This is a genomic window from Phenylobacterium sp. GW821-FHT12F10, from assembly GCF_058806695.1.
Genome location: NZ_JBXAPY010000004.1, coordinates 159142 through 180322, shown reverse-complemented (window position 1 = coordinate 180322; position 21181 = coordinate 159142). Strand labels below are relative to the sequence as shown.

The window sequence follows — 21181 nt, the reverse complement described above, 5'->3', positions numbered from 1 at the left end:
CGAGGTCGTCGCGGTGTCTCACGCCTTGCCCCGCAAGGGCCAGGCGTGGTCGAGGGGGCCGTGGCCGGCGCCGAAGCCGGGGGCCTGGCGCATGGCCTCGTGGACATAGGCCCAGGCCCGGGCGACGGCCTGGGGCAGGTCCAGGCCCTGGGCCAGGCCGGTCGCCACGGCGGAGGCCAGGGTGCAGCCGGTGCCGTGGGTGTGGCGGGTCTCCAGGCGCTCGCCCTCGAAGCTGGTCTCGCCCTGGGGGGTCATCAGGATGTCGATCACCCGGGACCCCTCGACGTGGCCGCCCTTCATCAGCACCGCCTTGGCGCCCAGGGCCAGCAGGGCATCGCCGGCGCGGCGCAGGTCGTCGGGGGTCTCCACCGCCAGGCCGGTCAGGGCCTGGGCCTCGGGGGCGTTGGGGGTCAGGAGGAAGGCCCGGGGGACCATCAGGGACCGCACCGCCGCGATGGCCCGCTCGGCCAGCAGGTTGGCCCCGCCCTTGGCCACCATGACCGGGTCGACGACGGCCGGAGCCCTTGTGGAATCAAGGATCGCGGCCACCCGCTCCACCATCTCCACGTCGCCGAGCATGCCGGTCTTCAGGGCGTCGGCGCCGATGTCGTCGAGGACGGCGCGGGCCTGGGCCTCCACCACCGCGGGCGGGATCGGGTGGACGCCGGTGACGCCCAGGGTGTTCTGGACGGTGATGGCGGTGACGGCGGTGGCGGCGTAGCCCCCAAGCGCGGTGACGGTCTTGATGTCGGCCTGGATGCCCGCCCCGCCGCCGGAGTCCGAGCCGGCGATGATGAGGACGCGTCCGCGATGTTCGGCCATCCTCGAGGAAATACAGGATTCGTCGGTTGTCGTGGATGGAAGACTCGGGTGGTCTCGCCCCATGAGCACCGACATCAAGACCGCCATCGTCACCGGAGCCGGGTCCGGGATCGGCCGGGCGAGCGCGCTAGCCCTTGTGGACGCCGGGTTTCACGTTGTCCTGGCCGGGCGCCGACCCGGCGAGCTGGAGGAGACGGCCCGACGAACCAAGGCCGACATGTGCACGACGATCGCCACCGATGTGAGCGACGAGGCCCAGGTCCTGGCGCTGTTTTCCCAGGTGCGGGAACGGTTTGGCCGGCTGGACCTGCTGTTCAACAACGCCGGGACCGGCGCCCCGCCCGTGCCGATGGAGGACCTCACCCTCGCCCAATGGCGGCGGGTGGTGGATGTGAACCTCACCGGCGCCTTCCTCTGCACCCAAGGCGCCCTCCGGCTGATGAAGGCCCAGGACCCCCGGGGCGGGCGGATCATCAACAACGGCTCGATCTCCGCCCACAGCCCCCGGCCGCGCTCGGTCGCCTACACCGCCACCAAGCACGCCATCACCGGGCTCACCAAGTCCACGGCCCTGGACGGCCGGGCCTTCGACATCGCCTGCTCCCAGATCGACATCGGCAACGCCGCCACCGAGATGACCGCGGCCATGGCGCGCGGCGTGCCCCAGGCCGACGGGACGCTCTCGCCCGAGCCGATGATGGACGTGAAGGCCGTGGCCGACGCGGTGGTGTTCATGGCCAGCCTGCCGCTGGAGGCCAATGTCCAGTTCATGACCGTGATGGCGACGAAGATGCCGTTCATCGGGCGGGGGTAGGCGCGGCGAAGATCCTCCCCCAGCGCGCAGCGCGGTTTGGGGGAGGTGGCGCGCGTCGGCAGACGCGTGACGGAGGGGGCGGTTCGCAAGACCGCTGGAAACAAGAGTCAAAGTCCCCCTCACCCGGCCGGTCGGCCGGGAGCTCCCCCAGAGGGGGAGCATCTAAAAGCTCAGCGGGCCGCCTCCCACACCCGCAACGCCTGCGCCGTCTCGCCCACATCGTGGACCCGGACGGCCGCCACGCCGGCCGCGGCGCCGATGAGGGCGGCCGCCAGGGAGCCGCCGAGGCGGTGGGCGGGATCTTTCGCGGCGGGGTCGAGGCGGGCCAGGAAGCTCTTGCGGCTGACTCCCAGCAGGACCGGGAAGCCCAGGGCCACGATCCTGTCGAGGGCGCAGAGCAGGGCCAGGTTGTGGGCCAGGGTCTTGCCGAAGCCGATCCCCGGATCGAGCCAGATGCGGTCGCGGGCCACCCCGGCGGCCAGGGCGACCTCGGCGCGGGCGGTCAGGAAGGCGCAGACCTCGGCGACCACATCGTCATAGCGCGGGGCGGCCTGCATGGTGCGGGGCTCGCCCTGCATGTGCATGAGGATCACCTCGCACCCCAGCTCGGCGGCCAGCTCCGGGGCGCCGGGGGCGGCCAGCGCGGTGATGTCGTTCCAGATCGAGGCGCCGGCCGCCATCGCCGCGCGGGCCACGGCCGGCTTCACGGTGTCGATGGAGATGGGCACGCTGGACCGGGCGCGGACCTGGGCGATCAGGGGGGCGACCCGGGCGATCTCCTGGCCCTCCCCCACCGGCTCGGCGCCGGGGCGGGAGGACTCGCCGCCGATGTCCAGGATATCGGCGCCCTGGCCCACCAGGCGCAGGGCGTGGTCGAGGCCCGCCTGCGGATCCAGGAATAGGCCGCCGTCGGAGAAGGAGTCGGGGGTGGCGTTGACGATCCCCATCACCCGCACGGGCCGGGCTCCGCTAGAGGGCGGAGGCGAGGACGGTGTCGGCGGGGTCGATCTTCCAGGCGGTGGCGAGGTCATAGGCCGTGCAGCTAGCAGACCGGCGCACGGAGTCGAAGTCCACCCGCACCTCGACGGCGCCCAGGACGCGGCCGGCGGGGTCTAGATGCTGCACCCGCACCCGGCGGACCGGCAGGCCCGCATGGCCCGCCTGGCGGCAGATCATGCCATGGGCGCGGACCCCCGAGGCGGTGGCCAGCAGGTCGGGCCGGGCCAGGTGATAGCCGGGGCGCGCCTGGGCCTGGCTGCGCACAGGCAGCACCCGGGCCTCGCCATAGGGGGCGGCCAGGGCCGGCGGCGCGAAGGCCAGGGCGGCCAGCAACAGGGTGAACAGACGGGTCATGGCGGTTTCCCCAATCAGGACAGACGCCAGGGTGGGGTGCAAGGACAAGGCCCCGGGAAAGATGCGCGCCGATCCACCCGCCAGGCGGGCGCAACGCTCGAATACCGTGCAGCGTCAGGGATTCCACGCCAGACTTGTGGCCCAATTTGGGTTTCGCCTCCATTCCGTCACGAGATGGTGCTATGCAGCACGGGATCGAGCGGGGTCGCCATGATCGTTAATCCGGTGCGTCTCTATAAGCGTTGGCGGCGTCTCAACCAGGAGGCGCTGGAGGAAGCTCAGATGCTTCGCCGCCGCTATGGCTCCACGGCCCTCGAGGCCGCCCGCGCCAAGCTCGCCCGCGAGGACCTCTCCAGCTGGGGCCGCCGGATCATGCAGCAGGCCGTGAAGATGCTGGAGAAGTCGCCGGTCTGAGGGCGGCCGCCCTCTCGCGAAGCGCGGATGGGGCGACGCGCTGGGTCTGGGTTCCGGCTTGACCTTGGCCGAGCGATTGCGTGATGTGGGCCCATGACCGCCGCCCTGGCCAAGGCCGTTGCGAAAAAACAGCCCCTCCACAGGGGTCTGGGCTGGTCTTCGCGCGCCATCTGACGCGCCAATCACACCCTCACTGACCCCGCCGGCGCGACGGGGTCCAGGTGCTTCGTCTCCGGCCAATGGAGACGATCATGACCCATCCCCGTCCCCGGTATGCCGGCCTCTGGCTTCCGTTCGTGACCCCGTTCAAGGACGACAGGCTCGACGAGGCGTCCCTGCGCCGCCTGGCGCGCGCCTATGTCGGCAAGGTCGACGGCTTTGTCCTCTGCGCCACCACCGGAGAGGGCATGGCCCTGTCCGCCGATGAGGCCCAGCGGGTCGTGCGCACGGTGGCCGAGGAGATCGCGGCGGCGGACGCCGGGACCCTGATCATGCTCGGGCTGCATGGCGTATCGACATCGGCCGTCGCCCGGGCCCTGCGCGCCGTCGAGAGCTGGCGGGCGGACGCCGTCCTGGTCAGCTGCCCGCACTATGTCCGTCCTTCCCAGGAGGGGCTCAGGCTCCACTTCGAGGCGCTCGCCGACAGCACCGGGGCGGACCTGCTCGTCTACAACATCCCCTATCGGACCGGCGTGAACCTGCAGAACGACACCCTGCTGCGCCTGGCGGAGCGACCGAACCTGAGGGGCGTCAAGGACTGCTGCGCGGACTTCGCGCAGAGCCGCGATCTCATCGGCTGCAAGCCGCCGGGCTTCGCCGTGCTGGCGGGGGACGACGCGCGGTTCGGGGTCGCCCTGGGGGACGGGGCGGACGGCGGGGTCCTGGCCTCGGCCCACATCGATCCTCAGGGTTTCCGGGGGCTTCTGGACCTCGACAGATCCACCATCGATCAGGCCTGGAGCCTGCTCTCGCAGATCCCCGAGCTGCTGTTCTCCGAGCCCAATCCGGCGCCGCTGAAGCACTGCCTCTGGCGAAGGGGATTGATCGACAGTCCGGAGGTCCGGCTTCCCATGACGCCGGTCAGCCCCGCCCTCGCCCAGAGACTGGATTCCGCCCTGGCGATGTCCTGGGGGTCGTGAAGGGGGCGGCCTCGCGGCGGACGGTCGGGATGTCGAAAAGGGGTGGAAACCCGACGTTGGAGGGTTAAGATTCCTCCGATGAAGAGGCTTCTAGTCCCCGCCGCGCTTCTGCCCGCCCTGTTGCTGGCCGGCTGCGCCCATGGGCCACCTCGTTATGGCGAGACGCGTCGAGAAGGGGATGTCGCGGCCTGTGATGACGCCGCCGACTCGCTGGATGTAGGCGTCAAGCTGAGGCCAGACGGCACCTGCGACATCACCTATTGGAGCCCGTAGGCAGAGCTGAGGTTGAACCTCGGCTCGGGGTCGCATGCGGACCCAAGCGCGGTCGCCGCCACGTTCCCCGAGATCGCCCCAAACCGGACCCTGTCGGTGTCTGAGACGGGTGGAAAGCGGACCCCGCTGGGGTAGCATCGCTGGATGCTAAGACTATTGGCTTTGCTGGCGGCCGTTTCCTTGTCGCCACCTCCTGATGAGACGGCGGGGGAGGTTCGCGCGGCGATCTGGAACGACCTTGAGATGAACGCGCTGATCGGCAACGGCAACTGGGTCGGCTCACTCTGGTACAACGCCAGCAAAGGCAACGCAGATGCCCCAGACCTCCACATCCAAGATTTGGCATGCCGCACCCGGGGGCGCGGCTACCAATGCACCTTCGCGCTGTTTCGCGACGGTGGTGCGGTGAAGGTGCTCGGGGAAGACGCTCCCGCGACATTGCGATGTGCGGCGACTTTCGAGCGGCAAGATGGTGAGGAAGGTCTGGGCGTCAAACACCTTCCGCCCCGGGGCAGCGGTCACAGCCGAACGACGATGACGTGCCACTCCGTGCGGACCTAGCTAAAACTCCGCAGGGGGGTGATCGCCGCCACTCGCCCGCGGCCAGAAGCGGACCTCGTCGAGGTCCGAGATGGGTGGGTTGCAGACCTTGCGCTGGGGCCAAGACGAGGACTTCCGCTGTTCAAGGCAAGACGACGACGGCCTCGCCGATGAAACGCCCTTCCCAGAGGTAGAACTTCCCGAGCGCCCGCAGGGCCGGGGCGGCGTCATCAGTCAAGAAGACGAAGCCCAAGCGACGTTCGCTCTCTGGCTCAAGTGGATCATCTCCGAGGACTGGCCAGCCTCCGAAGCCAGAGGGCTGATCGTTGTGTGGCGTGCACAGGCAGCTCCAACCCATGCGAGCGTCGACCTCGCGCCCGCCCTCAGACGCCGGGTACAGCCGCACGTCGGCGTAAAGCTGGGGTTGCTTCGCGCGAAGGGCGTCGGCTCGGTTCACAGATCGGTCCTCGTATCCGGGCAAGAGAGTGGTTGATCCCGCGAGGGTCCGCAACGGGTCGAGAGCGGACCCCGCCATGGACTGTCGCCCATAAGAGACACGCGCTTGACAGGAGCGGCTTTTCGTCGCCTATAGTTGACACATGATCGAGGTGCGCCAGACCGAGGTGTTCCGGACGTGGCTCGAGACGCTGCGTGACCGCAGGGCGGTGGCCAAGATCGCGGCCCGCCTCGCGCGGCTCGAACTTGGAAACTTCGGCGATGCCGAGCCGGTCGGCGAAGGCGTCTCCGAGCTCCGGATCCACTATGGACCCGGCTATCGCGCCTACCTTGTGCAACGACGCGAAGTCCTCGTGATCCTGCTCTGCGGTGGCGACAAGTCATCGCAGGATCGGGATATCAAACGCGCCAAGGAAATGGCCCGGGAACTGGAGACGTGATCTGATGCCCCTGAAGACGAGCCGCTTTGACGCAGCCGCAGTTCTGGACACGCCTGAAGCCATCGAAGCGTTCCTGGAGGACGCCTTCGAATCCGGCGATCCGTCCCTCATCACCCATGCGCTGGGGGTCGTGGCGCGCGCCAGGGGGATGTCACAACTGGCGGAAGAGACCGGACTATCCCGTCAGGCGCTTTACAAGGCGCTCAGCGCCGAGGGGCATCCGGAGTTTGACACCGTCTTGAAGGTGGCTGGAGCCCTTGGGTTCAGGCTGCATCCAGAGCGCCTTCCGGAGCCCATCTGAGAATAGCGGTGACGCTGTATGAAATGGATCGTCCCCGACACTGGCCGACGCGGCCCAAGCCGAACGCGGTCCCTGACGGCGATGGGGTTGGGCTCTTTCATACAGTGTCATCACGACCCAGCGCGAAGCGCGGGAGGTGGCGCGCGTCGATAGACGCGGGGGCGGCCGGCCGGACGCTTCCAAACAAGAGTGAAAGTCCCCCTCACCCGGCCATTCGGCCGGGAGCTCCCCCAGTGGGGGAGCATCTGGAGCCGTCCTTGTTCGTGGGGTTCGTGGACCGCCTGATAGGCGCCAGCGACGGCGCGGTCGAAAGCGTTGAACCACGAACCACACGAACGGCGCGCGCACCAGGGTCGTGCGATCCGGACCTAGACGGAGATCGTAGGTCCCCGGGACAAGCCCGGGGACGAGGATGTTCGGAGGACGTCCCCAGACATGACGAAGGGGAGCCGTGGGCTCCCCTTCGGGTAGGTCAGGCCTCTGGGCCTCAGGCCGGTTCGGGGTCGGCGCGGGGGGAGAGGGGGACGGAGACGGCGGGGCCCATGGGGCGCTTGCTATCGCTGTCGTCGCGGTTGGGGGCGACGCCCTTGAGGACGGCGATGATCTCGTCGCCGGACAGGGTCTCGTATTCCAGCAGGGCCTTGGCCAGGGTGTGCAGGTCGTCCAGCTTGGTGGTCAGGATGCGGCGGGCCTCGTCGAAGGCGGTCTGGACCAGCTTCTTGACCTCCTCGTCGATGAGGTTGGCGGTCTTTTCCGAGACGCTCTGGGTGCGGGAGACCGAGTGGCCGAGGAAGACCTCGTCCTGGTTCTCGCCGTAGGAGACGACGCCCAGCTTGTCGGAGAAGCCCCACTTGGTGACCATGGCGCGGGCCAGGCGGGTGGCCTGGTCGATGTCGGACGAGGCGCCCGAGGTGATCTTCTCCTTGCCGAAGATGATCTCCTCGGCCATGCGGCCGCCCATCAGGATGACCAGGCGCGAGGTCATCTGCTCATAGGACATGGAGAGCTGGTCGCGTTCCGGCAGCTGCATGACCATGCCCAGCGCGCGGCCGCGCGGAATGATAGTGGCCTTGTGCACCGGATCGGTGGCCGGGACCGAGAGGGCCAGCAGGGCGTGGCCGCCCTCGTGATAGGCGGTGAGGCGCTTTTCCTCCTCGGTCATGGCCATGGACTTGCGCTCGGCGCCCATCATGACCTTGTCCTTGGCGTCCTCGAAGTCGCGCTGCAGGACCATGCGGCGGTTCTTGCGCGCGGCCATCAGGGCGGCCTCGTTCACCAGGTTGGCCAGGTCGGCGCCGGAGAAGCCGGGGGTGCCGCGGGCGATGGTCTTGACGTCGACGTCGGCGGCGAGCGGCACGTTCTTCATGTGGACGCGCAGGATGCGCTCGCGCCCGCCGATGTCCGGGTTCGGCACCACGACCTGGCGGTCGAAGCGGCCGGGACGCAGCAGGGCCGGGTCCAGCACGTCGGGACGGTTGGTCGACGCGATGACGATGATGGCCTCGGAGGGGTCGAAGCCGTCCATCTCCACCAGCAATTGGTTGAGGGTCTGCTCGCGCTCGTCATTGCCGCCGCCGAGGCCCGCGCCACGGTGGCGGCCGACGGCGTCGATCTCGTCGATGAAGATGATGCAGGGACTGTTCTTCTTGGCCTGCTCGAACATGTCGCGCACGCGGCTGGCGCCGACGCCCACGAACATCTCCACGAAGTCGGAGCCGGAAATGTAGAAGAAGGGCACGCCCGCCTCGCCGGCGACGGCGCGGCCGAGCAGGGTCTTGCCGGTGCCGGGGGGGCCGACCATCAGGGCGCCCTTGGGGATCTTGCCGCCCAGGCGCTGGTATTTCTGGGGGTCCTTGAGGAACTCGACGATCTCGGTCAGTTCCTCCTTGGCCTCGTCGACGCCCGCCACATCGTCGAAGGTGATGCGGTTCTTGTTCTCGGTGAGCATCTTGGCCTTGGACTTGCCAAAGCCCATGGCCCCGCGGGCCCCGCCCTGCATCTGGCGCATGAAGAAGATCCAGACGCCCACGAGCAGCAGGATCGGCAGGCTCTGGACCAGCAGGCCCACCAGGCCGCCGCCGATCGGCTTGACCTCGATGTCGGCGCCCTGGCCCTCCAGGCGCTTGACCAGGTCGTCCTGGTTGTTGGGGGTGATGGCCGAGAAGGTCTTGCCTGCCGCATCCTTGATGTCGACGCTGGCGCCGCGGATCGTCGCCTGCTTGACCTCGCCCGAGGCGACCTTGGACAGCAGCTGGCTGTAGGTGATCTGGCCCGAGCCGGCCGCGTGGCCGCCGCCGGTCATCATGCTGTAGAGGCCGATGAGGACGACGACGATGACGCCCCAGATGGCGAGATTGCGCAGGTTCATTTTGGTCCAGACCGTTCCGGAATTTGTCCGTCAGACCTCAAGATAGGAGGCCGGACGCGGTTTCACCAGCAAGCACGGCGCCACGCGACGGAAGTTCGCAGCGTGAGCATGGGATTTCGGCAAAAGCAAAAGGCCGCGCGGTGATCCGCACGGCCTTTCAAATACTTAAGCTTCGAAGAGGCTCAGCTCCCTACCGGGCGCCGGGGGCCTTCTTCGGGGCCGGGATCAGGCCTTCGCGCTGGGCGCGCTTGCGGGCCAGCTTGCGGGCGCGGCGAACGGCCTCGGCCTTCTGGCGGGCGCGCTTCTCGCTGGGCTTCTCATAGTGCACGTGCCGCTTCATTTCGCGGAACGAGCCCTCGCGCTGCATCTTCTTCTTCAGCGCCTTCAGGGCCTGATCGACGTTGTTGTCGCGGACGAAAATCTGAACCAGAGTTATCTCTCCTGTTACCCGTTCCCGCTCGGCCAGTCCTGGGGTCAGGCGGCGGCGAACGGACAATAGCCTTGCCCCCAGAAGCCAAGAGCCTCCGGGATGAGGGCGGCGAAATACCAGAGACGGAGGGTGATGTCCACGGCGGACAGGGGCCTTCGACCGCGTTATTGTGGGCCATGGCGCACGAAACCGACTGGGCTGAGGCCACCGAACAACAGATTCTGGACGCGGCCCTCAAGCTCGCCCCGTCCCAGGGCTGGACCTGGCCCATGGCGCGGGCCGCCGGCAAGGCCTGTGGCCTGAGCGGGCCGGAGACCGAACTGCTGGTCCCGCATGGGCCGGCGGACCTGGCGGCCCTGCTGTCTCGGCGCCATGACGCAGCCGCCCTGGCCCGCCTGGCGGGGACCGATCCGCAGACCCTGAAGATCCGCGCCCGCATCCGCGCGGCGGTGGAGGCCCGGCTCGACGCCGCGGCCGCCGACGAGGCCGCCGTGCGCCGCTGGGCCGGCTGGCTGGCCCTGCCCCTGAACATTCCGCTCGCCCTGCGGCTGCTGTGGGAGAGCGCCGATGTCCTGTGGCGCTGGGCCGGCGACACCGCCACCGACGAGAACCACTATTCCAAGCGCGCCATCCTCTCGGGCATCCTCGCCTCGGCCCTGGCGATCCGGCTGGGGTCGGGCCGGGCCGACGCCCTGGCCTTCGTCGACAGCCGGATCGAGAACGTCATGGCCTATGAGAAGTGGAAGGCCGGCCTGAAGGGCGGCGACCTGCTGAGGGACGTGGCCGCCGCGCTGGGCAAGATGCGCTACGGATGAGCCCTGGGTGTCATCCCGGTTTCCGCGGCACGCGGAAGACCGGGACCCAGACGCACGGGGCGTGCCGGAAAGTTCGGTGCTTCTGGGTCCCGCACTTCCGCGCCTGCGGCGCTGCATGCGGGATGACACTCTAGTTCAAGGCCTTCCCTTTCCCCGCGTCACGGGACGATGATGTTTCCAACGAGAGGAAACCCCATGACCGACGTCACCAAGACCGACTTCACCTGCTTCGCCGTCACCATCGAGGACGGGGTCGCCCACATCCAGCTCAAGCGCCCCGAGGCCATGAACTCGATGATCCGGGAGTTCTGGAACGAGCTGCCGGTGATCGTGAAGGACATCGACCACAACGCCCGGGCGCGCTGCATCGTGATCAGCTCCACGGGCAAGCACTTCTCGGCCGGCATGGACCTGGCGGTGTTCGGCGGCGGGGGGTCGACCTCGGCCACCCAGAACCAGGACCGGCACATCAACGCCGAGCAGCAGCGGCATCATATCGCGTGGCTGCAGGACTGCTTCGGCTGCCTGGACGACGCGCGGATCCCGGTGATCGTGGCGATCCAGGGGGGCTGCATCGGCGGGGCGGTGGACATGACCAGCGCCTGCGACATCCGCTACGCCACCGAGGACGCCTTCTTCTGCATCCAGGAGATCAATATCGGCATGACCGCCGATGTCGGCACCTTCCCCAGGCTCTGCAAGCTGATCCCCGAGGGCTGGGTGCGCGAGATGGCCTATACCGGCCGCCGGATGCCCGCCCGGAAGGCCAAGGAGATCGGCTGGGTCAACGAGGTGTTCCCCGACCACGCCGCCTGTCTCGACCACGCCCTGGTGACGGCCCGCGAGATCGCGTCCAAGGCGCCCCTGGCGGTGACCGGCTCGAAGGTGATGATCAACTACGCCCGCGACCACACCATCAAGGACGGGCTGGACTATATCGCCGTCTGGCAGACGGGCATGTTCTCCGGCGCCCACATGGGCGAGGCCTTCAAGGCCAAGGCCGAGAAGCGCGAGGCGGTGTTCCAGGACCTGCAGCCGCTGAAGCACGGGATGTAGGGACCAAATCCGCACATCCCGGCGAAGGCCGGGACCCAGGTGAAACCCACTCCGATCTGATGAGAAGCCGGAAATCGGACTGCGGATCACCTCTTACCGCCCAGGATGAATCTGGGTCCCGGCCTTCGCCGGGAGGAGCGGGGTTCTTACGCCTCCAGCTCGGCGCCCTTGAGGTTCGCCCCCGACAGCTTGGCGCCGGAGAGGTCGGCGTCGAAGAAGCGGGCGCGGGGGGCCGAGGCGCCGGTGAGGTCGGCGCCGCGCAGGATGGCGCGCGACAGGTCGGTGCGGACCATGCGGCCGTCGTCGATGGTGAGGGGCCCCAGCTTGGCGCCGCGCAGGTCGGCGCGGGTGAGCAGGGCGTCGGCCAGGCGGCAGCCGCGCAGGTCGGCCTGGCGCAGGTTGACGCCGCGCAGGTCGCAGCCGGAGAGATCGGCGCCCTGGAGCTGGATCCCCTGCAGGTTCATGCCGAAGAAGATGGAGCCCGGGGCCGAGAGGCCGCTGAGCTTGCGGCCCTTCAGCGCCCCGGCGGAGCGGAAGTCGGTCTCCGGCAGGCGGGCGACCTGGCCGCTGCTGCCGGCGGAGTCGCAGAAGGCCTCGTGGGCGGCGAGGATCTTCTCCAGGGGCTGGTCGTCGATATAGACCGCCACCGCCGGGGCCTGGAGCACGCCGGTGAGATCGGCGCCCTTGATGTTGGACATCGAGACGTCGCAGCGGACCATGATGGCGCGCTTGAGCGAGGCGCCCGACAGGTCGGCGCCGGCCAGGTCCGCGCCGGTGAGGTTGGCCCCGTCCAGCACCGCCTTCACCAGCCGGGCGCCCCCCAGGGTGGCCCCCGACAGGTCGGCGTCGGTGAAGTCGGCGGCCATGGCCGAGAGGCCGTGCATGTGGGCGCCGGCCAGGTTGGCGCCGGAGAGCACCGCGAAGGTCAGTTCCCCGGGGCGGTCCTCATGCTGCAGGATGCGGAAGCCCTCGGCCTTGTCCTGCAGGGCGATGCGGCCCTCGCGCAGGTCGCAGCCCGACAGGTCGGCATGGGCCAGGTTGGCGCCGCGCAGGCAGGCGCCGCGCAGGTCGGCCTTGGCCAGGTTGGCGTTGCGCAGGTCGGTGTCGCGCAGGTCGGCGCCGAACAGCACCGCCCCGGCCAGGTTGGCGCCGGCCAGGGACGCCCCGTTCAGCCGCGCCCCGGTGAGGTCGGCGTCGCGCAGGTCGGCGCCGTCCAGGGGACGGTTGGTGAGGTCGACATAGGCCAGATTGGCCCGGCGGCCGCCGCTGCGCCCCTCGAGGAATCGCCGATGCTTGTCCAGCGCCAGGCGCAGGCCATCGGAGTCGAGCGGACGAAGGAGAAGGGCCGGAGCGGGCATGTGGGGCGGAGAACTCGTGGAAGCCAACAGGTTCGCCGAGCGCGCTTAAGGAACCGTTGCGACAATCCGCCACAGAGGCCGATTCTTGTCGAAGACCAGGATTTTCCGAGACGCCCCGAGCCCGGGGGCGGTCAGAACCACCCCTTCTTCTTGAACCACAGGAAGGGGCCGATCCCGGTGAGCAGCATCAGGCCCAGCGCCCAGGGGTAGCCCAGGGCCCAGGAGAGCTCGGGGATGTGGTGGAAGTTCATGCCGTAGATCGAGGCCACCAGGGTGGGCGGCATCAGCACCACCGAGACCACCGAGAAGAACTTGATGATGCCGTTCTGCTCGATGTTGATCAGGCCCAGCGCCGCGTCCAGCAGGAAGGCGATGTGGGAGGAGAGCGAGCCGGAATGCTCGGTGAGCGACTGCAGGTCGTGCTGCAGGGAGACCAGGTGGGCCTGGCAGGCCGGGGCGGCGGCGATCTCGGGCGCCAGGGTCGCGAAGCTGGCCAGGCGGCCGAGGCTCACCAGGCTGGCCCGCGCCATGGAGGTCACCGACTGGGTGCGGGCCAGGCCGGTCAGCAGGGGCTCGAAGGCGCCGCCGCGGGGGCGGTCGAAGATGGCGTTGGAGCTCTCCTGCACCGAGGCCGAGCAGGCCTCCAGCACGTGGGCGAGGCGCTCCACCACCGCGTCCAGCAGCTCCAGCAGGGCCTCGGCGCCGGTGGTGAGGTCGCGGTTGTCGGCGGCGCGGGCGGCGAAGACGGTGAAGGCCTTCAGCGGGGCGTAGCGCAGGGTGACCAGGACGCCGCGGGCCAGGACGAAGGTGACCGGCGTGCCGGCGGGCCGGTCCTCCTGGCTGTGGGACAGCAGGGTGGCGGTGAGGAAGGTGGCCTTGTCCTCCTGGTAGAGACGCGAGGAGGGCTCGATCTGGGCCATCTCCTCCTGGGTCGGCAGGTCGACGGAGAGCGCGCGCTCGACGGCCAGCTCCTCCTCCCGGGTGGGGTTGAGCAGGTCGATCCAGAGGGTGTCGGGGGGCAGGACCCAGCCCGGGCCCGGCGTCTCGGGGGTGGAGGCCGAAGCGCCGCGGCGGATCAGGGTCAGCATGGGGCCTACTTGGCTTCGGAGGACCCTTGCGAGGTCGCGGCCATGATCAGGGCGGCGATCTTGTCGGTGGAGTCGGCGGCCTGGCTCAGCATGGAGAAGGGACCGGCGCCGGGACGGACGGCCGAGGCCATCTGGCTGGCGGCGCCCTGGGCCATGGCGATGGCGGTGTTGCCGGCGGCGTTCAGACCCGAGTTCGCCATGCGCTGGGCGGCGGAGTCCTGGTAGATGAAGCCGTAGGTGGGATAGGTGGTGGAGCCGAGGTCGCGGACCGGATCGTACCAGACCTTGACCTGGGACCAGTCGCCGGCCGGGGAGACGTCGATGACGGTGACGTCCTTCTCCACCTGGCCGCGGGTCCCGCCGATGCGCGACCAGTTGGCGTGGGTGATCTGGATGACGCGGTCGGTGAGCACCTGGCTGACCACGGCGACGTGGCCGAGCTGCATCTTGCCGTTGGGCTTGAAGCAGAGCACCGCGCCGGACTTGGGAGAGAAGCCGGTCTCGTACTTGCCGGCGGCCTGCTTCCACCAGGTCCAGGCGTCGCCGAAGATCTGGACGCCGGACACCAGGCGCGCGAAGGGCACGCACTGCCAGTAGGTGTCGGCCACAGCGCCCGTGACGGGCGCGAGCGTCATAACCGCCGCGGCGGCCAGGGAACCGAGAACGGTTCTGGTCCGTTTTAGCATGTTAAGAGGAACTCCCCACGCGAACTGCGATTAGGGATACTCACCCTCGGCGCGAAAGCAAAGAGCTTTTCGGCGTGTGCGTCGGAAGGTCGCCGAGTCGCCCACCGATCCATCCACAGCTTCATGGGGCCGTTAGGCCGCCCGCAGGCAAGTCGACGCCAGAAAATTGGAAATCAAACCCTTAACGACAAGGAAACTAACCACGCGATTCGCGTGAAATTCCTGTTGTTAAGCTGGCAAGCCATGACGGCGTCATTCATGGATACCAAAGATCGACACGCCGATACTTAGAACCCCGGCGCCTGAAACAAACCGAAACAGACGAACGGGCGGCCTTCCAAGACCTCGGCGCCGGTTGGCGCGACCACGCCCAAGAAGAGACGCCGGCCCTAGCGGCAGGTCACATTTCGGGCATCGACCGCGCAGCGCCCTGAAAAGCGGCGCCGTAGGGGCGCCCGTCACGGCGACCCGGCCGACTCACGCGACTTTGAGAACCATTCGCAGTAGGTGCTGGCGCGGGATAGTCTAGAAAAGTGGGGAAACCCATAGAGGACCCCCATGCAGAGCCTTATGACCCTGGCCGCCGACCCGGCCGCCTGGGCCGCCTTGATCACCCTCATCGTCATGGAGGTGGTGCTGGGCATCGACAACCTGGTCTTCATCTCCATCCTGTCCAACAAGCTGCCGCCCGAGCAGCAGGCCAAGGCCCGACGCCTGGGCATCGGCCTGGCCCTGATCATGCGGCTGGTCCTGCTCTCGACCATCGCCTTCATCGTCGGCCTCACCGCCCCGGTGTTCGAACTGCCCTGGACGGGGCCGGTGGGCGCGGACGGGCACCCGGCGTTCGAGCTGGCCTTCTCCTGGCGCGACCTGATCCTGATCGCCGGCGGCCTGTTCCTGGTCTGGAAGGCCACCAACGAGATCCACCACACCATGGATCCGACCCCCAGCCACGACGTCCTCGACAAGAAGGCGCCGATCGCCATCAACTTCGGCGCGGCCATCATCCAGATCCTGCTGCTGGACATCGTCTTCTCCATCGACTCGATCCTGACGGCGGTGGGGATGACCGACGACCTGCCGATCATGGTCACCGCGGTGATCGTGGCCGTGGCCCTGATGCTGGTGGCGGCCAACCCGCTGGCCAACTTCATCAACGCCAATCCCAGCGTGGTGATGCTGGCGCTCGGCTTCCTGCTGATGATCGGCGCCACCCTGATCGCCGACGGCTTCGGGGTGCACGTGCCCAAGGGCTACATCTACGCGGCCATGGCCTTCTCGGGCCTCGTCGAGGGGCTGAACATGGCCTCGCGCCGCGCCCAGCAGCGCAAGGCCCAGGCCGCGCCGGTGGAAAAGTCTGATAGCGTTCCGTAACATCGGATACGGGGGCGGCGGCATTTCCCGCCGCCCCCGGGCGCTGCGACCATAAAATTAGATCATTAGGGGCGGCCCATTTCGCCGCCGGGAAACGCCAATTGAACGAGCCCCACGTCTATAGCGACGACGAGCGCCGGCTGACGCTCATATCGGTGATGATCGTCTTCCTGCTCTCGGCCATGAGCCAGACGATCGTCGGCACGGCCATGCCCAGGATCATCGCCGAACTCTCGGGCCTGCACCTCTACGCCTGGGCCACCACCGCCTACCTGCTGGCCTCCACGGTCATGGTGCCGATCTGGGGCAAGCTGGGGGACCTCTACGGGCGCAAGCCGATCCTGCTGGCCGGGATCGGCATCTTCCTGGCCGGCTCCTGGCTGGCGGGCCTGGCCGGCGAGTTCGGCGACCTGCCGCTGCTGGGGGGCGGCATGACCCAGCTGATCGTCTTCCGGGCCGTCCAGGGCCTGGGGGGCGGGGCCCTGTTCACCACCGCCTTCGCCATCATCGCCGACCTGTTCGCGCCCCGCGAGCGGGCCAAGTTCTCCGGGCTGTTCGGATCGGTGTTCGGGATCGCCAGCGTGTTCGGCCCCGTGGTGGGGGGCTTCTTCACCGACCACGGGACGGTGACCCTGTTCGGCCACGTCATCGCCGGCTGGCGCTGGGTCTTCTACTGCAACATCCCCTTCGCGCTGGCCGCCGTGGCCATGATCCTGGTGAAGATGCCGACCCTGCCGATCCGCGGAACCGGACGCATCGACTGGGGCGGGGCGGGCCTGATCATCGCCGGCTTCGTCCCCCTGCTGCTGGCCATCACCTGGGGCGGCCGGGAGTATCCCTGGGCCTCGCCCCTGATCGTCGGCATGCTGGTCTTCGCGGTCGCGGCGCTCACCGCCTTCGTCTTCGTGGAGAAGCAGGTCCGCGACCCGATCATCCCCCTGGAGCTGTTCAAGAACCCCACCTTCACCACCGCCAACGGCGCGGCCTTCGTCTATTCCATGGCCTTCATGGGGGTCACCAGCTTCCTGCCCCTCTACATGCAGGTGGGCCAGGGGATTCCCGCCACCACCAGCGGCCTGACCATGCTGGCCCTGATGGGGGGCATGATCGCCTCATCGACCATCAACGGGCAGCTGGTCACCAAGACCGGCCGCTACAAGCCCTTCATGATCGGCGGCGGCTGCGTGCTGATCCTCGGGGTCTTCCTGATGTGCTTCATCGGCCCCGACACCTCGACGCTGGACCTGGCCTGGCGGCTGCTGATCGTGGGCATAGGCCTCGGCCCCGGCCAGAGCCTGTTCGGCCTGGCGGTGCAGAACGCCGTGCCCTTCCACCAGATCGGGGTGGCCACCAGTTCCGGCCAGTTCGTCCGCCAGATCGGCTCGACCATGGGGGTGGCCCTGTTCGGCGCCCTGCTGACCTCGGGCCTGGCCAGCGAACTGGCCAAGCACGCGCCGAGCGAACCCGGCGCCGTGGTGCGCCACCTGGAGCTCTCGGACCTGCAGAAGATGGCCATGGAGCGCAACCTGCACCCCGAGCAGGCCGCCGCCCGGGCCGCCGACCCCAAGCAGGTGGCGATGGAGCGGACCATCCGCACCAGCTTCTCCGTCGCCATCGTCCACGGGATGATCTTCGCCCTGTGCTCCCTGCTCTGCGGCTTCGTGCTGATGCTGTTCATCCCCGTGGCGACCCTGCGCGAGCGGCCCATCGCGGCGGCCAAGGCGGCGGAACCGGGCGGGGATATCGCCGCGGAAACGGGAGAGGCCTGAACATGCGCACGACACTGGCGGCCCTGGCGGGCCTGATCACCCTGGCGTTCAGTGGGTCGGCTCTCGCGGCTGGCTTCGGGAAGTATGCCGGGCCGGACGCGGGCCAGTTGGTGCTGTCGGTCACGGCCGCCACCAGCAACCACAACATGATCGACATCCGGCAGGCTGGGACCCGCAAGAGCCTAGGCTCCGTCTACTATCACCTCGGGCACGGCGTCGATTTCACCGAGCCTGGCGGCACGACCAAGGAGTTCCTGGCCATCAAGGCCGGGCCGAGCTTGCATCCGAAGTACGCCCCCTACACAGGACAGGTGGCGGCGCTGCGCCTGCCGCCGGGCCAATACGAGATCTGGTCCATCCGGGCGGAAATGGCGCTCGGCTTCTATGTCCAGAGCTGGGACGTGATCCCCTTCGAGGTGGAGCCCGGCCAGACCACCTATCTGGCGGAGATTCGCATGAGCCCGATCAACAGCGGCCCCCTGGGCCAGGGGGCCCGCTGGCGCATCGACCTCAACGACCGCAGCGCCCGCGACCTGCCGATTGCGCGGCAGAAACTGGGCCTGCCGGCGGACTCGCCGGTGATCGTCGCGCCGGTGGCGGGGCGCACGCCGGGATGAGCGGCTTTGGGGCCTAAAGAAAACTGTACGGGTCCACGTCGATGGCGACGCGGATCATCCCCGGCGGCCGGAACCTCGCGCGCCAGGCGGCGAGATAGGCCGACAGGTCCACCGTGCGGTCGGCGCGGATGAGGAAGCGTTTGCGGCGGCGGCCGCGGATCAGGCCGAGGGGGGCGTCGGCGGGGCCGTAGACGGCGACGCCCTCGGCGTTGGGCGCCACCTGGGCCATCTTTTCCACGAAGGCCTCCAGCTGGGCCGGGTCTGGCCCCGAGACGATGATGGCGCCCAGCCGCCCATAGGGGGGCAGGCCGGCGATCTCGCGCTCCTCCAGCTCGGCGGTGGTGAAGGCGTCGCGGTCCTGGGCCTTGAGCGCCTGCATCACCGGGTGTTCCGGCGCGTAGGTCTGCAGCATGGCGCGGCCGGGACGGTCCTTGCGGCCGGCGCGGCCGGTGGCCTGGGCCAGGAGCTGGTAGGTGCGCTCGGCGGCCCGCAGATCCCCGCCGCGCAGGCCGAGGTCGGCGTCCACCACGCCCACCAGGGTCAGGCCCGGGAAGTTGTGGCCCTTGGCGGCGGCTTGCGTCGCCACCAGGATGTCGATCTGTCCGTCCTCCATGGCCTCGATCAGCCGCTTGGCCTCCCGCGCGTCCCAGGCGGTGTCGGAGGAGAAGACGCTGACCCGGGCCTCGGGGAACAGGGCCTTGGCTTCTTCCTCCACCCGCTCCACCCCCGGCCCGATGGAGACCAGGCTGTCCTTGGCGCCGCAGTGGGGGCAGGCCGCCGGCTTGGGCATGGAAAAGCCGGTCAGGTGGCAGACCAGGCGGCCGGAATAACGATGCTCCACCAGCCAGCTGTCGGTGTCAGGGGAGGTCATGCGCTCGCCGCAGGCCTTGCAGAGCACCAGGGGGGCGTAGCCGCGCCGGTTCAGGAACAGCAGGGTCTGCTCGCCCCGCGCCCAGGTCTCCCCCATGGCCTTGACCAGGGGCGGCGAGAGCCAGCGGCCGGTCTCCGGCGGGGTCTCGCGCATGTCCACCAGGGTGATGTCGGGCAGGACGGCGGTCCCGTGGCGCGAGGACAGCCGCAGCCAGCGATAGCGGCCCAGCTCGGCGTTTCGCAGGGATTCGAGCGACGGGGTGGCCGAGGCCAGGATCACGGCGGCGTCCTCGATCTTGCCGCGGGCCACGGCGAGATCCCGGGCCTGGTAGATGAAGCCCTCCTCCTGCTTGTAGGAGGCGTCGTGCTCCTCATCGACGACGATGAGAGCGAGCTTGGCGAAGGGCAGGAACAGGGCCGAGCGGGCGCCGATGACGATGCGGCACTGGCTTGTCGCTACAGCTTCCCAAACCCGGCGGCGGGCGGGCGGGGTGATGTCGGAGTGCCATTCGGCGGGCGCGGCGCCGAAGCGGGCGGCGACCCGGGCGATGACGGCCTGGGTCAGCGCGATCTCCGGCAGCAGGATCAGCACCTGGGCCTGCGGATCGGCGGCCAGGGCGGCGGCCACGGCCTCCAGATAGACCTCGGTCTTGCCCGAGCCGGTGACCCCGTCCAGCAGGGCGACATTGAAGCCCCCCTCCCCCAGCATGGCCACCAGCATCTTCGCCGCGGCGTCCTGGCTGGGATTGAGCGGCTGGCCGGCGAGGGTCAGGTCGGGGGGATCGAAGGCGACCGGCGCCTCCACCCGGCGCACGGCCAGGACGCCCTCGTCCACCAGGCCCTTGATGACCCCCGAGGAGACCCCCGCGGCCCGCGCCAGATCCGGCGGCGAGAGGGCCTGGGTCGCCACCGTCTCCAGCACCTTGGTGCGGGCCGGGGTGGCGCGGGCGGGCTGGGCGCCGGTGGCCTCCACGACCTTTTCAGGCTTGGCCTTCTGGGCGCGGGCGCCGCGCAGGGTGATGGCCAGCGGCGCGCCCGGCGAGTCCACCGAATAGCGGGCGGCCCACTGGATGAACTCCAGGGCGCGCTCGGGCAGGGGCGGATCGTCGAGCCTGGCCTCCACCGCCTTCAGGGGCCGGTTGCCGCCGGTCCCGTCGCGCAGGGCGGTGACCACGCCGCGCAGCAGGCGGGGGCCGAGGGGGGCGGCCACCTGGTCGCCGACCTGGAGGCCCATGCCCTCGGGCTCCTCGTAGTCGAAGGCCTCCGGCAGGGGCATGGGCAGGAGGATAGAGGCGATGCGGCGGGTCATATTTTGCCCCGCTCATCCCGGCGAAGGCCGGGACCCAGGTGAAACCCACTCCGCAATCCCGTGGAACCCACAGCCTTCCCCGGTGATCCAGGCACGGACCCTCCGAGGTGAATCTGGGGCCCGGCCTTCGCCGGGATGAGCGGGGGTTGGCGCATCACGCCCCGCACATAGGCTGGCCGCGCCGGGGCGCAAAGGCTAAGGAAGCCCGGTTCATTCCCGCGCAGAGGCCCTTCATGCAGCTCTTTCTCGACACCACGGACACCGCGGTCCTGAAGGACCTGGCCGGCACGGGCCTGGTGGACGGCGTCACCACCAATCCCACCCTGATCGCCAAGTCCGGCCGGCCCATGCTGGAGGTCATCGCCGAGATTTGCGATCTCGTCGAGGGCCCGGTGAGCGCCGAGGTCGCCGCCACCGACGTGGCCGGCATGCTGGCCGAGGGCGCCAAGCTCGCCGCCATCGCCACCAATATCGTGGTCAAGGTGCCCCTGACCCGCGAAGGCCTGATCGCCACCGCCGAGTTCGCGGTGCAGGGCATCTCCACCAATGTGACCCTGTGCTTCTCGGCCGCCCAGGCCCTGCTGGCCGCCAAGGCCGGCGCCACCTACATCTCGCCCTTCGTCGGCCGGCTGGACGACCACGGCGCCAACGGCATGGAGCTGATCAGCGAGATCCGCGCCATCTACGACAACTACGAGTTCGACACCGAGATCCTGGCCGCCTCGATCCGCAATCCGGCCCACGTGACCGCCGCGGCGCTCGCCGGCGCCGACTGTGCGACGATACCGCCTGGGGTTTTCTTGGACCTCTTCAAGCACCCGTTAACCGAGAAGGGTCTTGAACAGTTCATGAGCGACTGGGCCAAAACGGGCCAGTCCATTCTGTAGAA

General features: G+C 69.1%; 21 protein-coding genes. 12 read left to right on the top strand and 9 right to left on the bottom strand.

All coding sequences use genetic code 11. The features are described 5' to 3' along the window. Positions 1-18 precede the first annotated feature (18 nt). Entirely contained in the window at positions 19-822 is an 804-nt protein-coding gene (gene thiD / locus AC1RN5_RS20195) for a bifunctional hydroxymethylpyrimidine kinase/phosphomethylpyrimidine kinase (protein WP_493043339.1), read from the bottom strand. 61 nt (positions 823-883) lie between these two features. Here thiD and AC1RN5_RS20190 point away from each other — a divergent pair, with 61 nt between their 5' ends. Beyond that, positions 884-1636 carry an SDR family oxidoreductase gene (locus tag AC1RN5_RS20190; protein ID WP_493043337.1) on the top strand — a complete coding sequence of 251 codons (753 nt, stop codon included), beginning with the start codon at positions 884-886 and terminating at the stop codon, positions 1634-1636. A gap of 170 nt (positions 1637-1806) precedes the next feature. Here the strand turns inward: AC1RN5_RS20190 and folP are convergent, their stop codons facing one another. Together folP and AC1RN5_RS20180 are read right to left on the bottom strand one after the other, a co-directional pair. Next, positions 1807-2583, bottom strand: a complete 777-nt coding sequence (gene folP, locus AC1RN5_RS20185; RefSeq protein ID WP_493043646.1) for a dihydropteroate synthase — start codon at positions 2581-2583, stop codon at positions 1807-1809. 22 nt (positions 2584-2605) lie between these two features. Next, positions 2606-2989, bottom strand: coding sequence for a hypothetical protein (locus AC1RN5_RS20180; protein WP_493043335.1), 384 nt, complete (start codon positions 2987-2989; stop codon positions 2606-2608). Between the two features lie 282 nt (positions 2990-3271). Between AC1RN5_RS20180 and AC1RN5_RS20175 the strand changes: the two genes are divergently transcribed. From AC1RN5_RS20175 to AC1RN5_RS20155, 5 genes are all read left to right on the top strand, one after another. Beyond that, on the top strand, positions 3272-3403 hold the full coding sequence (locus AC1RN5_RS20175) for a hypothetical protein (RefSeq protein ID WP_493043334.1): 132 nt from the start codon (positions 3272-3274) through the stop codon (positions 3401-3403). Between the two features lie 251 nt (positions 3404-3654). Next, entirely contained in the window at positions 3655-4542 is an 888-nt protein-coding gene (locus tag AC1RN5_RS20170) for a 4-hydroxy-tetrahydrodipicolinate synthase family protein (protein WP_493043332.1), read from the top strand. A gap of 516 nt (positions 4543-5058) precedes the next feature. Then, positions 5059-5376, top strand: coding sequence for a hypothetical protein (locus tag AC1RN5_RS20165; RefSeq protein ID WP_493043331.1), 318 nt, complete (start codon positions 5059-5061; stop codon positions 5374-5376). Between the two features lie 578 nt (positions 5377-5954). Next, on the top strand, positions 5955-6251 hold the full coding sequence (locus AC1RN5_RS20160) for a type II toxin-antitoxin system RelE/ParE family toxin (protein WP_493043328.1): 297 nt from the start codon (positions 5955-5957) through the stop codon (positions 6249-6251). 4 nt (positions 6252-6255) lie between these two features. After that, on the top strand, positions 6256-6552 hold the full coding sequence (locus AC1RN5_RS20155) for an addiction module antidote protein (RefSeq protein ID WP_493043325.1): 297 nt from the start codon (positions 6256-6258) through the stop codon (positions 6550-6552). A gap of 487 nt (positions 6553-7039) precedes the next feature. Here AC1RN5_RS20155 and ftsH read toward each other — a convergent pair whose 3' ends face one another. Both ftsH and rpsU read right to left on the bottom strand, forming a co-directional pair. After that, complete coding sequence (gene ftsH, locus AC1RN5_RS20150) at positions 7040-8920, bottom strand: ATP-dependent zinc metalloprotease FtsH (RefSeq protein WP_493043322.1); 1881 nt, start codon at positions 8918-8920, stop codon at positions 7040-7042. 190 nt (positions 8921-9110) lie between these two features. Beyond that, positions 9111-9350, bottom strand: a complete 240-nt coding sequence (rpsU, locus tag AC1RN5_RS20145) for a 30S ribosomal protein S21 (protein ID WP_215342650.1) — start codon at positions 9348-9350, stop codon at positions 9111-9113. Between the two features lie 176 nt (positions 9351-9526). Here rpsU and AC1RN5_RS20140 point away from each other — a divergent pair, with 176 nt between their 5' ends. Together AC1RN5_RS20140 and AC1RN5_RS20135 are read left to right on the top strand one after the other, a co-directional pair. Further along, positions 9527-10165 (top strand): COQ9 family protein, encoded by a 639-nt coding sequence (locus tag AC1RN5_RS20140; protein WP_493043321.1) that lies wholly within the window; start codon positions 9527-9529, stop codon positions 10163-10165. 195 nt (positions 10166-10360) lie between these two features. After that, on the top strand, positions 10361-11221 hold the full coding sequence (locus AC1RN5_RS20135) for a crotonase/enoyl-CoA hydratase family protein (RefSeq protein ID WP_493043320.1): 861 nt from the start codon (positions 10361-10363) through the stop codon (positions 11219-11221). A 146-nt stretch (positions 11222-11367) separates the two neighbouring features. On the opposite strand, the gene AC1RN5_RS20130 is transcribed toward AC1RN5_RS20135, so the two are convergent. The 3 genes from AC1RN5_RS20130 to AC1RN5_RS20120 all read right to left on the bottom strand — a co-directional run bounded on the left by AC1RN5_RS20130 (position 11368) and on the right by AC1RN5_RS20120 (position 14302). Further along, complete coding sequence (locus AC1RN5_RS20130) at positions 11368-12579, bottom strand: pentapeptide repeat-containing protein (RefSeq protein WP_493043317.1); 1212 nt, start codon at positions 12577-12579, stop codon at positions 11368-11370. A 131-nt stretch (positions 12580-12710) separates the two neighbouring features. Continuing rightward, a complete protein-coding gene (locus AC1RN5_RS20125; protein ID WP_493043315.1) occupies positions 12711-13667 on the bottom strand; it encodes a magnesium transporter CorA family protein in 957 nt (318 codons plus the stop codon). Positions 13668-13672: 5 nt separating this feature from the next. Continuing rightward, the gene (locus AC1RN5_RS20120; RefSeq protein ID WP_421933415.1) at positions 13673-14302 is read right to left on the bottom strand and encodes a CHAP domain-containing protein; all 630 of its coding nucleotides are present in this window, start codon (positions 14300-14302) and stop codon (positions 13673-13675) included. 609 nt (positions 14303-14911) lie between these two features. Here AC1RN5_RS20120 and AC1RN5_RS20115 point away from each other — a divergent pair. The 3 genes from AC1RN5_RS20115 (at position 14912) to AC1RN5_RS20105 (ending at position 18113) form a co-directional block, all read left to right on the top strand. After that, positions 14912-15727: a TerC family protein gene (locus AC1RN5_RS20115; RefSeq protein ID WP_493043312.1), complete on the top strand. Its 816-nt coding sequence runs from the start codon at positions 14912-14914 to the stop codon at positions 15725-15727. A gap of 101 nt (positions 15728-15828) precedes the next feature. Further along, entirely contained in the window at positions 15829-17496 is a 1668-nt protein-coding gene (locus tag AC1RN5_RS20110) for an MDR family MFS transporter (protein ID WP_493043309.1), read from the top strand. 2 nt (positions 17497-17498) lie between these two features. Further along, a complete protein-coding gene (locus AC1RN5_RS20105; RefSeq protein WP_493043307.1) occupies positions 17499-18113 on the top strand; it encodes a hypothetical protein in 615 nt (204 codons plus the stop codon). A gap of 13 nt (positions 18114-18126) precedes the next feature. On the opposite strand, the gene AC1RN5_RS20100 is transcribed toward AC1RN5_RS20105, so the two are convergent. Continuing rightward, positions 18127-20292, bottom strand: a complete 2166-nt coding sequence (locus AC1RN5_RS20100) for a primosomal protein N' (RefSeq protein WP_493043305.1) — start codon at positions 20290-20292, stop codon at positions 18127-18129. Between the two features lie 233 nt (positions 20293-20525). On the opposite strand from AC1RN5_RS20100, the gene fsa reads away from it, so the two are divergent. After that, positions 20526-21179 (top strand): fructose-6-phosphate aldolase, encoded by a 654-nt coding sequence (gene fsa, locus AC1RN5_RS20095; RefSeq protein WP_493043304.1) that lies wholly within the window; start codon positions 20526-20528, stop codon positions 21177-21179. Positions 21180-21181 lie beyond the last annotated feature (2 nt).